Origin of the sequence: Pseudomonas sp. K8, from assembly GCF_014889455.1 — a bacterium.
GTDB lineage: Bacteria > Pseudomonadota > Gammaproteobacteria > Pseudomonadales > Pseudomonadaceae > Aquipseudomonas > Aquipseudomonas veronii.
In genome coordinates, this window is record NZ_VJWO01000020.1 from 52,507 (window position 1) to 67,969 (window position 15,463).

General features: G+C 63.4%; 8 protein-coding genes. 6 read left to right on the plus strand and 2 right to left on the minus strand.

Features of this window, described 5'->3' with window-relative positions; all coding sequences use genetic code 11:
* Positions 1-135 precede the first annotated feature (135 nt).
* Positions 136-5,070, plus strand: a complete 4,935-nt coding sequence (locus INT12_RS15775; protein ID WP_226926214.1) for a dermonecrotic toxin domain-containing protein — start codon at positions 136-138, stop codon at positions 5,068-5,070.
* Between the two features lie 36 nt (positions 5,071-5,106).
* Here the strand turns inward: INT12_RS15775 and INT12_RS15780 are convergent, their stop codons facing one another.
* Positions 5,107-10,758: a dermonecrotic toxin domain-containing protein gene (locus tag INT12_RS15780; RefSeq protein ID WP_193058913.1), complete on the minus strand. Its 5,652-nt coding sequence runs from the start codon at positions 10,756-10,758 to the stop codon at positions 5,107-5,109.
* A gap of 207 nt (positions 10,759-10,965) precedes the next feature.
* On the opposite strand from INT12_RS15780, the gene INT12_RS15785 reads away from it, so the two are divergent.
* The 5 genes from INT12_RS15785 (at position 10,966) to INT12_RS15805 (ending at position 14,516) form a co-directional block, all read left to right on the plus strand.
* Complete coding sequence (locus tag INT12_RS15785) at positions 10,966-11,985, plus strand: alpha/beta fold hydrolase (RefSeq protein ID WP_057004338.1); 1,020 nt, start codon at positions 10,966-10,968, stop codon at positions 11,983-11,985.
* Positions 11,986-12,040: 55 nt separating this feature from the next.
* Entirely contained in the window at positions 12,041-12,694 is a 654-nt protein-coding gene (locus tag INT12_RS15790) for a DsbA family oxidoreductase (RefSeq protein ID WP_193039692.1), read from the plus strand.
* A 123-nt stretch (positions 12,695-12,817) separates the two neighbouring features.
* Positions 12,818-13,738 carry an arginase gene (locus tag INT12_RS15795; RefSeq protein WP_017844595.1) on the plus strand — a complete coding sequence of 307 codons (921 nt, stop codon included), beginning with the start codon at positions 12,818-12,820 and terminating at the stop codon, positions 13,736-13,738.
* A complete protein-coding gene (locus INT12_RS15800) occupies positions 13,735-14,115 on the plus strand; it encodes a transporter (RefSeq protein ID WP_017844596.1) in 381 nt (126 codons plus the stop codon). The genes INT12_RS15795 and INT12_RS15800 overlap by 4 nt, the downstream gene beginning before the upstream one ends.
* The gene (locus tag INT12_RS15805; RefSeq protein ID WP_017844597.1) at positions 14,112-14,516 is read left to right on the plus strand and encodes an EamA family transporter; all 405 of its coding nucleotides are present in this window, start codon (positions 14,112-14,114) and stop codon (positions 14,514-14,516) included. The genes INT12_RS15800 and INT12_RS15805 overlap by 4 nt, the downstream gene beginning before the upstream one ends.
* A 132-nt stretch (positions 14,517-14,648) precedes the next feature.
* Here the strand turns inward: INT12_RS15805 and INT12_RS15810 are convergent, their stop codons facing one another.
* Positions 14,649-15,419 (minus strand): MipA/OmpV family protein, encoded by a 771-nt coding sequence (locus tag INT12_RS15810; RefSeq protein ID WP_104903840.1) that lies wholly within the window; start codon positions 15,417-15,419, stop codon positions 14,649-14,651.
* Positions 15,420-15,463: the final 44 nt, after the last annotated feature.

The following is a 15,463-nucleotide window of genomic DNA, read 5'->3' on the forward strand; positions in this document are numbered from 1 at the left end:
GTGTCGACATAGTCAATTACGCATTTCTTGTTTCACCGTAGGGATGAGTGGGTATTTTTGCCGCGACATTCGTCCCGAAGGGCGCTCCATGCGTCGTTGGGACGACACCGTACCGCCCCGCCAAGGATGTGCCCCATGACCGCTAGCGCCGCTGCAATGCCCTTCATCCCTCGTCTGTACCCCGCTGTACCGCCGGCCAATCCGAGCCTTTCGCCCTCTGCACCCGCGCCCACCTCCCTGAGCCGTGCCGGCGCCATCGCCGAGGTGCAACCCCGGCCCCGCGCCAGCCACCTCGCCGCCCACGTCGTCAGCAGCCAGTTCGCGACGCGGCCCGACGTGCGCTCGGTTGTCAGGGACATGCTCGGCGAGGCGATCAACAGCCTGTATCCCACGCTGGAATTCGACGTAGCGCGGACCTCGGTGGCAGAACCGATCGCGGAAAACCCGGTTCAATACCGCTTGACCCCGCTGCTGGATGTCGCGCTCAACCACCTGGCCGCCGGGGCCGATATCGATTTCGCCGACAAGTATTCATGGCCGCAGAAACTGGTCAAACAAGGAACCGGCACCACCCTCAGAGTCCCCGACGCTTCAGGCAACCGACGCGAAGACATCGACATGTCGGCCATCGAACTGGCGATCCGCAGCCTTCGGCCCAGCCTCAAAGAAGCGTTTGCGCGAGCCTTGACCCGTTACTGGGGACAAAATGCTGGCGGGGCGGACAACCGCTGGTTGTGGCTCAGCGGCATGCTCAGCGACAACCTGCGCAGTGCGGCGCTGAAACAGCCCGGCCTTACCGATGCGCAACGCGCCACCCTTGACCAGGTGGTCACCTGGCCCGAGCGTGCGCAACGCGTGCGTGCCAACGGCGACGACGCGGCGCGGGTCTTCGTGCTCGACACCAGCGTCCGCTACGGTGGCGGTGCCTCCACCCAGCTCAGCCCGGATCTTTTGATCACCCGTCAGATCGGCGCCAGCACCCAGGTTCTGCATGCCGCGGCCAACGGCCAGATTACCCCTTACGACTCGCTGGAAGCCTTCGGCAAGGCCTGGGGCGAGACGCTGGAAAACGACTTCGTCTTCGACCACTTGACCTGGAAACGCCAGGAGCCGGACGCGAATATCTTCGATGCGCAAGCGGGCATCATTCTGAATAACCAGTTGCAGGCGATAGACAGCATCGAACTCCCGCCAGCCGGCAGCCTCCAGGTTCTGGAGCAGCGCTTCAGCGTGCTCAGTGATCCGAGCCCGTGGTTTGTCGGCGCCTATGCCGCAGATTCTGCGGAACTGGCACGGCTGCAGGAAAAACTGCCGCAGTGGATGCGCAACGCCGACCCGGCCGATCGCCTTGCCTACCATCGCCACGCCCTCGAACTGGCCAGCGATGTCCAACGCAACCAGGGGCGTAACTTTTTTTCGGACATTCCCGATATTCGCACCTATACCCAGCAACAGCTGCAAGCGCAGTTGCAGAACACCGGGCTGCTCGCGGACCACCTCGACGTCACCTTCAAAGTACCGGTCGGCACGTTGGGCAGCGGCTACATCGAGCGCGTCACGATGAGCCTGACCGACATGGCCTTGCGCAATCTGGCCGGGCTGCCCAAGGGCGAAATCGAAGTGCGCCACTTCGGTCAACCGATCAGCGACCCGACAATGCCGCAGCGCTTGAAAGACATCGTCAGCCAGGTGGACATCGGCAAACACTATCCTGCGTTGCTGCAAACCCACCTGCTGGGTGACAGCGATGAGTCACGTCGGCGCAGCGCCTTGTTCGCCCAACAAGTCCCGCGCCAACTGGCGATGCAGGCGCTGGAGCTCAAGCTCAAGGGCGAAGCGGGCATCACCGCGCACGGTTACCGGTATGTGGAGGCGCTGCTGACGCCCGGCGCTGGAGCGAAACAGGTCGATGGGCAAGACATCGTCATGCGGCCCCTGGCGTTTATCCGCAAGCCCGGCGCGACACCCGATGTAGTCCAGAACATGTTCGTCATCGAGCCAGCGAATGCGGCTGTCGGCCCGCACCTTCTCTACCGGCCGATGTTGTCCCCGGTATTGCAGGAATTTGCCACGCGCCAAGCGCTGCTGGAGGCGGTGCAACAGCCCCGCCCCTTGCAGCAAAGCGTGCTGGCCTGGTTGCCCGACGACAGGACGCGCGCGGTGTACGGCAACGGCGGCTTCAAGATTCCCAACATTGCCCGCTACAGCGTCTTCAACGAGTTCGACGCGCCCGCCCAACCGGCACCGACGACACTCGCCGTGGACGGCTATGACGCCGCCAGCACATTACGCCAGGACCTGGAGCAAGGGCGCCTGATGCAGCACCTGTACCAGAGCAACACCCACAGCCTGGTGAACCTGGCCCAGGGGCAATCGGTATCGGACGCGCAGAGCCGCTGGGCTTCCTTCAAGGAACTGGGCGGGTTGTTGTTCAACACCCTGTTACCCGTGTTGCGTGGGCCTGGGGCGATGGCGGGGTGGTTGTTGCAGTTGGCCGGTAGCGAGGACGATATCCGCACACTGTCCAACCCCGCCGCCCAGGGCGACAGCACGGCCAGCGTGGTGGACCTGTTGCTCAATATGGGCATGGTCTTGACCCATTCCGCGCCCGCCGACGCCGCGCAGCCGCCGCTGACGCTCGACGCTCTCAAAGCCATCGCGCCAAACGATGGCCCGATGCGCCGCGCCCCGGGCCAGACGCCGGGCGCCCATCGCGCGAGCATCCGCCAAGGCAGTGTGGAGCCTTCTGCCGGCGTCATCGGCGGTCATGCGAGCAGGCTGGATTTTGCGTTCTCCAGCCCGCGCCGCCTGAGCCCCGGCCAGCTCGCGCAGATCGAGTCATTCCGGGTAGCCGCGCCGGTCGATGTCGGTGCGGCGATTGCCGAGGGGCCAAAGCAGGGCTTGTACCTGAGCCAGGGCGGGCTGTACGCCAACATCGACAAGCAGTGGTTCCGGGTGGCCAACGACCTCGACGGGGTGTTCATCATCGACGCGAACAACCGCGCGCGTACCGGCCCGCCGATCAGGCGTGACGCACAGGGGCGCTGGAGTTTCGACAGTCGCCCCCGGCTGCGCGGTGGCATGCCGCGCAAGAACGGCGTCGCCGAGCGAGTCAAACAAAACAGGCAGGCACAACAGGCGCGAGGGGAAGCGTTCAGTCAGGCCGTCGAGGCCGCACTTGTATTGGATGGACCGAGGGCAGACGCGCGTAATCAAGTGATTGCGAGCATTACCGACTACTACAACGGCCGTAAAAAACTGCGCACGCTGTGGGGGTTGTCTACCACCGGGGAGCATCAACAGCGCTTTATCGCGCCTTACCTGGCGCAGTTGGAACTCACGAAGAACCTCAGGCAGACCATCGACCAGCAACTCGTGCAACTCAAGCAACGCACTGAGGTACACAGTGCGGCGGCTCAGACCGCCATTGACCATCTGGTGCCGAAAAAACTCGGCGCAGTGGATGATCTTTCCGAAGAAAAACAGGCGCGCTCCAATCTCTATGAGACGGTGCTCGACAACTACCGTGAAATCGAACAGTTCTACACCACGCTGGCCGAAGACAGCAATCAACACGTCCCCAGCGGACGCTCGATGGCGGAGGTGGTGAGCGAGGCAAGGACCGGCTCCAAAAGCACGTATATCGAGCTGATGGACAACTTCGCCAGGGTTTACCGCGACTTGGAAAGCGTGCGGGAAGCCGCCCTGGCCTCCGCCGCCGTGCTGGAAAAATGGACGGACGATTCGTCGTTCGGCAAAACCAAGGCCGCGCACTTCCTCAAGCAGCAAGAGCGACAGCCACCTGCGATTACGGCCCTGCGCATGAAGCTGACCAGCCTGACCAACCTCAAAGAACTGAGCCTCGATCGCTATGCGCGAACGAGCGACCCAGTGGAGTCGTTTTACCTGCAGCGCTTGAGTTCAACCAACCTGATCCCCGTCTACAACGCTCACCTGGACCTGCGGCAGTACACCGGTTACAGCTTGAGCGAACGCAAGGCGACGCTGGAAACCGTCGTCGGCACCTACCAGCGCGTGCTCAGCGACAGCCTGGCGATACAGGACACGAATCCCGGCCTTCAGCGAGCCGAGTATCAGCAGCTGTTTGCCGAACGCCTGCGCGATGTGATCAACGATGCCCAAACCGACCTGGCCGAAGTGATGCGCGAGGAACAAGCGCTGGTGCCTGCCGCCGTCGTGCGTATCGATCAACGGCAAAAACCGGCGGGCCAGCGCACGTTCAAGACCCGCGACAAGGAAACCCTGATCGGCACCGCGCGCCCCCAGGCGGCAGGCTCCGGCGCGATCATCGATGTGCTGGACCCGCAATCCGGCCGGTCGGTCGCCAGTTACAGCGAACACGCGAGCGATGGCGAGTGGGTAAAGATCGTTCCCGCGCAACCCGCACGGCCCGCGTCATCGCCCAAGTCGCTGTCAACGCTCAAGTCCGACGCCAGGAAACTGCTCGAAGAAAGCGCCGGCATTGAACGCACGATCGCGTTCCAGAAACGCAAACTCAACGACCCGCAACGCCGGGAGGGCATCAACCCGCTGGACTGGAATGACATGCTGCAAGCCCAGGCCGAGCGGCTTCAGGCGACCGCCTTGCTGGCCGAAACCCGTCACGGCGGCAATCCCGAAACCGAACAATGGGTCAAACAGTGGCGCACGGCGGCGGACGAACTGCTTGCCAAGGCCCGCCAACATTGCGCCGATGGCTACAAGGTCCTACCCCCCAAACCGGAAAACATCGACTACCTGTGGAAACACGGGTTCGTCGACATCAACCTGGTCCAGCGAGACATCGCGACCAAAAGCGGCGATGTCTTCACCGAGTACGCCGTGCGTGAAAAAGGCAAGGTCGACGTCTTGTGGTATGCCCATTTCCACTACCCGGCCAAAGGTTCGCCGCGCAATCTCTACACGGCGGCGCACCTGAAGATCCCGTCGCAGCGCACCAAGACCCAGAAAGACCTGGTGGCCGAGGCGGGCAATAACCGCGTGGTGGAACAGATCGTCAGGGCGCGGATCGGCCCGCCGCTGGATGAAAAACTGTTTTTGACGCTGTGACCGAAGCGCTCCGCTGACAGCCGCAGGCCGGCGCGGTTATTGGGCAACCCACAGCGGCCGGATATGCGGCAATGCAGCGGACTGCCTGCCGATGTCCGAAAACGGCAGCGACGGGTCGTCGGCATGGGTCAAGTAACGATGCTCCGGCAGTTTCAGGTGGGCCTTTTCGAACTCGTCGAAGATCGCCGTGCGGCGGTTGTAATGAAAGTGCGCGTACCACAACGGGCGCGGCGGGGGGGCGGTCAGGTCCCAGACTTCATATTCCTGCATGAAGTCGCGATGCCCGTTGGCACGCCTCGCCAGTTCGCTCATCGACGCGGTTCGACGCACCTCGACCACATGATGCCTGACCAGGTCATCGAGCATGCCGTCGGTGGGTTTGCGACTGGCCAACGATTGTCGGGTGCGCAAGGCGCGGCCGGCGGCAGTCAGTTCGCTGGCGGTCGTGCGCAATGGCTGGAGGCTCGGCTCCTCGGGGTCAAGGCGCGCGATGCGGTTTGCGCGCAAGGTGAGTTCGGCGGCTTCGCTGACCAGCATGTGTTCAAGGTCCACCGGCAACATGCCCTGGCGGGCATAGGCGTCAACTTTGGCCTGGTACGCCGGTACGGCGCGCAGGCGGTTCTGGGCTTCGCTCACCATCACCGACTTCACGTTCGCCTCCGCCGGGAACTCCACGGGCGGCGCCGGTTGGCGCTGGGCTCGACCGTCCGGGCGTTGCTCCCAGGTCTCGGTGTGGCCGCTGAGGTTGTCGATGGTGTAGCGCGTGGTGTTGGTGCGAGGGTCGGTGCTTTTTATGCCGATCAGCAGCCGGTTGTCTTCGCTTTCAAACACCGTCCCTTGGGGTTCATCGGGCTGCGGGCGCCGCAGGCGAGGTGTTGTGCCGATACGGTGGCGGGCCAGTTGAATCATGCGCTCGAGGTTGTTCAGCAAGGCGTCCAGGTTATCCAGGTCAAAATGTTGCGGGTAGCCTGCGCTCAAGGTTTTAACGCTGAGGCTGAACCGCGCGTAGGCATCGATACATTCGTTGAGGATCCGCGTGCGCTGGCTGACGGTGGTGGGTGTTTTTGTCAGTGCGAAATGCGTGTTCAGGGCCAGGTGAGCGTCGAGATAGACGCGATTGACCTCACTTTGCAAATACAACCAGGAAGGATCGCTGACGTGATCGTAGCGGTTGAACGTATCGATGCTGTGGACGGTGCGCAGGTGCGTGCGAAACCCTTCATCGTAGAGCTCGTTCCAGCGCGCCGCGTCATCGCGAGCCTCGCCCACCAGCGTGCGCGTATTTTGCAGGTCCGCGTCGATCTGTTGCGCGGTCCTGCGCGTGCTTCTGCCTTGGAGGCGCAGATCGGCCTCCAGCGCTGCCAGGTTGATCTGGCTGCTCCATTCGTTCATGACCAGGAAGATGCGGTCGATCCGGTCGAGTTCCTGCACGATTTTCTGGCTGAGACCTTTGCGGGTTTGCAGAAACTGCAGAATGGCGGCGAGGCGTGCGGGCGGCACCTGGATATCAGCGAATTGCCCGGTCAATTCCTGCAGCGCGGCTGCGGCGACTTTCAGGCGTTCCACGGCTCTGCTGGTGACAATCAAGGCAGCGCGGCTTTGCAAGCCTTTGAGGGCCAGGTGCTCTCTGTTGGGGGGGAAGGCGATCACGTCCTGAATGGCGTTGGCCTGCTGAATCGCCAGCTCGATGTCCTGGGTGTAGGCCTGATCAAGGGTTGGCTGCAATGTCTTGCGGGTGGCGAAGTCGCTTTGGTTGGACAGGTGTTGCAGGTTGCTGGTCGCGGCCAGTTGAGCGTCGAGCCGACTGCTCAGCGTATTGAGCGCATTGCTGAGCGCCAGTTGGCGGCGCAGGACATGATCGGTCCACCAGATCGGCAGCCGTTGTCGAATCGCCATCGGCCAGAGCGGCTCGAGGGTGTCCGCCAGGTGCCCGAGCACGCCGCCGCCGCCCGCCAGGCCCGCCGGTTGCGCGGTGCCGTAGACGCCGAAGTGGGTGTCCCATTGGCCGGCGTCATCCAGGGCAATCGGTTGTTTGTAGGTTTTCAGCGCGTTGCCGCTCAAGCGCCAATGGCCGTTCTGCAGTTCGACCTGATAGACGTTGCCCTGCCGCACGATGAAGTGGCCGTCGGCATGGCGGTAGATGTTGCGATAAATACCGTGGCTCGCCGGGGTCAGATGGGCCAGGGCGATCTCCTTGTCGTACTCATACCCGCTGAAGCGCTCGGCGATGCGGCGCGCCTTGCGGCTCATGGGCGGTTGCAGGTAGCGGCCGCCCTTGAAGGCATTGCGCAACTGGCGCCCAAGCGTGCGCGTGCGCGCTGCATTGGGCGTAATCAGCACCCCACCGGCCACATCCACGCCGGCGTCGATCATTGATTGCAGGACCTGGGTGATGTCGTGCATGCCTTGGGCATGATCGCCGCGTCGAAATGCATCTACCGCGTCATTGGCGCTGACCCAGCCGTCGTAAAGGCCGATCACCGTACCCACCACGGGGACCACGCCGAGCGCCATCTTGATATAGCTGAAGGCCTGCACGCCTTTGATGGCATAGCGTTCCAGGTACAGGTCGCTGTTGGAACGGGAACTGGCGCGGTGGGCCTCCTTGACGCGGCCCATTTGCGCGTTGAGCAAATGGCCGGCCAGCGACGGGGTGACGGGCCAGGGGCGGCCGACGCCGATCAGCGCGTCGAAATGCCGGAGCAGCGCTTGATTGATCCGGCTGACGTGGTTGGCCACGTTGCCCAGCAAGGCGCGGCCGGCCAGGTAATTGACCATCGTGCTGCTCAGGCACAGGCGGTACAGCGCCAGCCGCGCGGCTTCAAGGTTGGCGTAGCTGCGCAGGTAGTGGCCGTCCGGGCTCTCGGGCAGATAGAGCAGGGTGAGCCCGGAGTTTTTCTGACGGATGAAGGTGACGCCGGACAACGTGCTTGAACCGTCCTGGGTGTCTGGCCCGCCGACACTGAGGTGGGCGGGGAGCAACTCAATGTCATTGCCATCGGCGCGCCAGGCTTCGGCCGTGCTGGCATTCACGGCGATGTTGAAGGTGTTCAGTTCGGTGGCCGTGATGTGCTTTTGCAGGAACGCCAGGCGCCCCTGGAGCGTAAGCATCAGGCGCTGAGGTTCGAGCAGGCATTCGAGGCGATAGTCACGGCTGAAGTCCGTTTCGCGATCCGAGCCTTGGTAAGCCTCGACGATCAGGTCTTCATACGCTTGGGCCAGGTCCAGTTCCGGCACCAGCTTGCGCAGGTAGTTGGCGCTGAGCCCGGCGGTGAGTGCCTGGCCTTCCGTGGCGTCCTGGCTGCTGACCTCGACCTTCATGAACGTCAAGCGCTCGGCGATCGGCGTATCGATGTTGCTCAGCGCCAGCTCATCCAGGCTCATTTTGACCCGGGTGGCGCTGGGGACCTGCACCGTCTTGGTCGGAGTGCCCGGCGCGCCAGGGGCTCCGACGAAATGCTGTTGATGCGTGACCGATTCGGGAACGTCGAGCTGAACGCTGAACGGTTGTTTGAGCGAGAAGTCCCGGGACAGCCTTGCGTGCAGGCGTTTTGTGCAAAAACTGCTGATCAGCGGCAGCTTCAGGTTCAATACTTCATCGGCGCGTTGCAACGCCACGATGTAGCGCTCCAGCAGGGCCTTGAGTTCGGCCCTGTCGGCCGCTGAAACCTGGCCGAGCCAGACCGGCAGTTGCGCCGCCAGTGCGCCGCTCTGCTGCTGCTCCAGAAGCTGCGCATAGGCCAGTTCGCGCGCGGTGTTGGTCGATACGCCCAGTTCCTGGATCGCTTGCACGCGCATGGGTTGCAGCTCCCGGGCTTGGCGCTCGGTGTCGTCCGGGGCGCGGCGAAGCATCGCTTCGATCTGGGCGACCCAGTCGTCGAGTTGCACGGTGAGGCTGTACTCGAACGGGGTCTGATTGAGCAGGGCCAGTTCCAGCGACGACGCGTCCGAGGGCGTTACGCCGAGCCACTGTTCAAGCGCCTGGCGCGAAGCGAAGTGCTGCAGCCCGCCCTGGCTGCCCGGCCAGTACAACAACAGGTCCTGAGGCGTTGACGCATCGAGCAGCGCCGCTTCCAGGGTGATCAGCAGCGCGCCGTCCAGTTCTTTGCGCTGGGTGTTGATTGCGTCGTTGCTGCGCTCGCGGATCGACAGCGTCAAGGTCGCCACCGACACTTTGAGTTCGGGGTCTGGCGCGTTGAGCGGGTCAAGCGCGGCCAGGAGCATGGCGTACCCGGCCGGGCTGATCTGGTTGAGTTGGCGCTGCAGGCTGGCTTCGGCAAGCAGCCCGTTCAGCCGTGCCTGGAGCAAGCGGTGATAGTCGGGGTTGGCCTGTTGGGACAGCTCCAATAGCTGGTTCTGGGGTTGATTCCACAGCGCGCTGGCCGCTTCATGGGCTTGCTGTTGCGCCTCGTGCAAGCGGTTGAGTTGGCTGCGCAACGCAGCCTGTTGTTCATCGCTCGGCGGCGGCAATATGGCAGGCGCCTGCACCGTACCGAAGAGCGGCTGTTGTTGCCGCGACAGCGCGTGGCGGCGCTGGGCCAGGGGCAGGTCGGCGGTCAGTCCGGCGAAGACTATGGGCGCTCTGTCGAGGGGCGCGTCGTCCTCGGCGGGAGCGAGCGCGGATGCCGGCGGCAAGGCGAAAACCCCCTGGCTGCGCTGTTGCCGGTCCACCTGATCGGCTGCTTCCAGCGCTCTGTGTCCATGTTCGGCGAGGTCCCGGCCGTGGGGGTATTTCAAGCTGGCCTGCTTTTCTTTGAGGCGATGTTCCAACAGGTGCGTTACGCCGGCCTGCAAGGGCTCGTCGACCTCGCGGTAGTCGATCAGGTTGTCTCGCGTGATGGCCGTCACGCCGGGGAACAGCGTGGGGTGATCGAGCAACCACTGCTCCATGCCGACGCGGCTGTTGAACAGGTTCAGCGCCGGTTCTTCAGAGGGCAGGTACAACAGCTGGAGGACGACCTCGGCATCCAGGGTAATGACCAGCGCACCGGGTATCTCGGCATCGGCCAACCCGGTGCGTTTGAGCAGCAGTTGCTCGGCGTAGATCTTCTGACCGTCGAGCTGCAACGCGCCGCTTGGCGGGTCGAGGACCGTGAGCAACGGTTTCAATTGATCGGCCGTGATCGCCCCCGAGGCGCAGGCCAACTGCGCGGCGGCTTGGAGATGGCTGCTGTACTGCGCAACCGCGTGATCGCGACGCGAGACCGCTGTGCCAGGCGCGCGCGTGAACCACCAATAGCGGACCCACGCGGTTCGCAGGGCCTGTTCCACGTTGAGCTGGGTAAAGGGTTTAACCAGCTCGAACGGCTGCGCTGCGTACTGGGTTTTGCTTTCCGGCAGGCCGATCACCCGGCAATGCTGGTAAAGCGCGGCGTAGGCGGGAAATTGATGAACGAAGGCACTGGCCTGGGTCAGTGTGATGGAGCGCGCCGGTCTTTCATCGGACGCGGCAAAGTGCAACTGCACGCTGTCGCCGTCCAGGTCCAGTTGCTCGTTGATGAACGCGTAGAGCGAGGCGTGGACACTGGGCGCATCGGTGCTGAGTCGGAGCATCTGTTCGCGGCTGGCGTGCCAGCGGGCCGTGGCTTCCAGCAGCAGGCTTTCGTTCACGGGGCGAACCTGCGCGTGGGAAAACGGCGGAAAATCGCGCACGGCAAGGGGGGAGAGCGGGTTGGATGTATCGGTCATGTGACGGCACTCGAAAAATAGGGGCAGAACGGTGCTTTACCGGTCGGAGCCCTATTTAAAGGTGGAGAACGAGGCGCGCAGGGATAGATAGTTAGTGAGCCGACCGTTGAGCGACATTCATTAAACTGTCACGCAACTGTGGCAGCGCGCTTGAACAAACTTCATCAGACTCGCGCTCTACTGGGGTTCTGTGTTTCGGTGTTTTTCATGCGCGTGTTGCTGTTACTGGCCGCTCTACTGTTCGGCCTGCCGTCTTTTGCGGCGTCTCGATGTGATGTCAATGTCCCGACCCAAACGGTCGATCTGGCTCAGGTGAGCATCGCCTACCAGAGCATCGGCCGTGCGTCCGATCCGGCCTTGTTGCTGGTGATGGGCCTGGGCGGGCAACTGATCCACTGGCCTGACGAGGTTGTCGTCGCCCTGTGCCAGCAAGGTTTTCGGGTGATCCGCTACGACAATCGCGATGTCGGCCTGTCCACCTGGCGCCAGGCTCCGGCCAGCGCCAACCTGACGTTTGAAGTGTTGCGCTACAAGCTCGGCCTGCCCGTGGCGGCGCCATACACGCTGACCGACATGGCCGATGACGCCCTGGGTTTGATGGATGCGTTGCAGGTCCAGCAATTCCATGTCCTCGGGGCGAGCATGGGTGGCATGATTGCCCAGCACCTGGCCGCGATGGCGCCGCAGCGGGTGGAAAGCCTGACGCTGATCATGACCAGCTCCGGCGCCGAAGGCCTGCCGGCGCCGAATGCGGCGCTGGTGCAATTGTTGTCGCGGCGCAGCGCACCCAATCGCGCAGTGGCCCTGGAGCAACAGGCCGATTTGCTGGCCGCGCTGGGCAGCCCGTATGTCAAGGATGACCGCCAGGTGTTGCTGCATCAGGCCGCGCTGTCCTACGACCGTGCGTTCAACCCCGAGGGCGTGAAACGCCAGATCATGGCGATCCTCGCCGAACCGAGCCGCGTGCCGTTGCTCAACCAATTGCGCGTGCCGACCCTGGTGGTGCATGGCACCGCCGACCCGTTGTTGCCGGTAATGCACGGCGTACACCTGGCCGCGCATATCCAGGGGAGCCAGTTGAAGCTGATTCCGGGCCTGGCCCATCGTTTCCAGGAAGCGTTCAAGGCGCCGTTGCTGGCGGCGGTGCTGCCGTACCTGCAAGCCCATCGCGAAGACGCCACCCATTGGGCGCAGATCGAGCCGCCGGTCTCGGCGAAGGTGTTGTGACATTGGTGTATCGTGCAGCTTTTGCGGCGCATTAATGCCAGCGAGGTTGCCTACCATGAGTACTGCCCTGAAAATCGATTTCGTCAGCGATGTGTCCTGCCCCTGGTGCGTCATCGGCCTGCGCGGCCTGACCGAAGCCCTCGACCAGCTCGGCAGCGAGGTGCAGGCCGAGATCCACTTCCAGCCGTTCGAACTGAACCCTGGCATGCCCGCCGAGGGCCAGAACATCGTCGAGCACATCTCCGAGAAATACGGCTCCAGCGCCGAAGAGTCCCAGGCCACTCGTGCGCGCATCCGCGACATGGGCGCCGAGTTGGGCTTTGCGTTCCGCACCGATGGCCAGAGCCGCATCTACAACACCTTCGATGCCCATCGCCTGCTGCATTGGGCCGGGTTGGAGGGCTTGCAGTACAACCTCAAGGAAGCGCTGTTCAAAGCCTATTTCAGCGATGGCCAGGACCCGTCCGATCACGCGACGCTGGTGCGTATCGCCGAGAGCGTCGGCCTGGACCCGCAACGCGCCGCGGCGATTCTCGCCAGCGATGAATACGTCGCCGAGGTGCGCGAGCAGGAACAACTGTGGGTGTCCCGTGGTGTGACGTCGGTGCCGACCATCGTGTTCAACGGGCAGTACGCGGTCAGCGGTGGCCAGCCGGTCGAAACGTTTGTCGGGGCGATTCGCCAGATCATCCGCGAATCCCGATCCTGACGCTGGTCCCATGTGGGAGGGGCTCATTGTCCTCAAGAGAGTCCCTGGCCCGTCCCTTGCATTGACCCCCTAAAGCCCATCCGCAATCCGGTTGGGCGCTGCCATTGGGGGTGAAACATTACCTTGAATATTCTTGACCTCGACCACAGCCTTACGGGCCAGGCGCCGATTGCCCGGCGTTTGGCCAGTGGTCATGCCACCCGTCTCGACTTGCTGGACCTGGGCCCGAAACTGCGCCTGTGGTCCACCGAAAAAACCTGGAAGCGCTTCACCGAACGCCTGGCGGCACGGCCCCGGCCCACGGACGCGCGGCCGGAAATCCTGTTTGTCGGCTCCGGCGATTATCACCACCTGACGCCGGCATTTCTGGCCGACCTGAAAGAACCCATCAGCCTGATCCACTTCGACAACCACCCCGACTGGGTCCGCTTTGCACCCAAGCGCCACTGCGGCTCGTGGGTCAACCGCGCGCTGAAGATGCCGGCGATCAAGCGCATCGTCACCCTCGGCCCGTGCAGCGATGACCTGCATAACCCGCAGCTGCGCGGCGGCAACCTCGGCGCCCTCACGCGCGGGCAATTGCAGCTGTTTCCATGGCAGCACCCGCCGTCGAAAGTCTGGGGGCGGGTCGGTGATGGCGCCGGCCACCAGCAGCAGGAAAACTACCTGTACTGGCGCAACCTGGCGGAGCTGGACTGGGCCGCATTCCTTGAGCAAATGATCAGCAGCCTGCCCACCGAAGCCATCTGGATCACCATCGACAAAGACGTACTGGCCAGCGAAGACGCGGCCACCAACTGGGACCAGGGCGGCATGCGCCTGAGCCATCTGCTCCAGGCCCTGCGGGCCCTGGCGGCGCGCAAACGGATCATCGGCATCGATGTGTGCGGCGAGTTCGCCAAGCCCGTGTTCAGTAACGCCTTCAAGCGTTGGGAGGCCAAGTCCGACCAGCCGCCGGCCGAGCGCTGGAGCGCCGAGGACCTGCAGCGCAATGCCGCGACCAACGAAGCCCTGATCAACCTGTTTGAGGAGCTGTTCCCGTGACTTTGACCGTGGTGTTGCTGGTGGCCTTTTCCATCGTGCTCGATGTGGTCGGCCAGTTGTTTTTCAAGATGGGCCTGGACCGTTTGCCGGAGTTGGAGGGCGGCTTTCGCCTGAACGCGTTCTGGGGCCAAGTGTTCAATGCGCCGTTGTTGTGGGCGGGGCTCGGGGCCTACGCCATCGAGTTTTTCGTCTGGCTTGAAGCCTTGTCCCGCGCGCCGTTGAGCCTGTTGTTTCCGGCGGCGGCGCTGGCTTATTGCGGGGTGGTGCTGGCGGGCAAGCTGGTGCTGGGGGAAACCGTCAGCCGCCGGCGCTGGATGGGCACGCTGGTGATTACTTTCGGCGTGATGTTAGTCGCGATTGCAGGGGGTCAGGCATGAGTACGCAAAATATCGATCAGGGCTGGTTGCACGAACGCCTCGGCACCGTGGTGCTGTGGGCGTTGCTGATTTGCACCGAGAGCGCCGGGCAGCTGTTTACCAAGGTCGCCGGGGACCAACTGGGGCAGATGGATTTCAACTGGCAGTGGTTGTCCGAAGTGGCGCGCAACCCGGGAATTCTGGCGGCGATCGCCAGTTACATCGGCGCGTTTTTCGTGTGGATGCTGATCCTGCGGCGCAGCAGCCTGTCGCTGGCGTTTCCGCTGAGTTCGCTGGTGTTTGTGGTGGTGTTGCTCGGTTCGTGGCTGGGGCTGGGGGAACATATCAGCCTGCTGCACTGGGTGGGCGTTGGGGTGATTATCGTCGGGATCGGGTTGTTGGCCGAAGGCGAGGAAAACTGAAAGTATCGCGATGAAATACTGGCTCCATGTGGGAGGGGGCTTGCCCCCGATAGCGGTAGATCAGTCCCGTATGTATTGGCTGACCCTGCGCTATCGGGGGCAAGCCCCCTCCCACATTTTTATCGATGTGCATCAGTCGAACTTGTAGCTGATCGCCGTCTGCACCTGGCTCTGGTTCACTTCGCCGGCCTGCTTGACGATGCTGCTGTTCGCCGCCGAACCCACCAGGCGGACCCAGCTGGCACTGGTCAACAGCGACCATTTCGTCGCCAGGGGAAACTCGAAGCTCTGGGTGAACGTCACGTTCTGGAAGCCGCCGCTGGCGTTGTAGGGGCGGAAACCCGAGGCGGCGGCTTCGCTATCGCTTACGCCGAAAAACGTGTTGGTCTGGCGTCGGTCGGCAAAATGCGCCATCAGGTCGCTGCTGCCGATGATCCCGCCGACCAGCGGATAGCCCAACTCGCCGCCGACCTTGCCGAGCACGCCGCCCTGACCCTGGGCGCCGCCCACGGCGCGACCCAGTTGGGCGTAGACGCGCCAGAAGTCGGCCGGCGCGTATTCCACGAACCCACCGACTTCGGCCATGCTCGACACTTCGCGCAACCCCGACAACGCGCCGTTGGACGTGCGGCGCGACAGGTAGTTGATGTACGGGCCGGCGCTGAAACCGTTGGTTTTCAGGGCGCTCCAGGACAGGCCGTCATCGGTGCTCAGGCTGACGTCGCCCCAGTCCAGGTCGAGGTATGGAACGGCCGCGGTTTCATAGCGGGTGCCGGTGGGTTCCTTGGGCTGGTAGCTGATACCCGCGCCTGCTTCACCGGTGATGCCTTCGGCCTGCGCGGCTTGTGAAACGCTCCACAGCCCCAGTAACCCGGCGAATACAGCGGAGGTGATCCTGAACATGGTCACTGTTCCTTGATTGAATATGCGCGCATGAACGCGCAAAG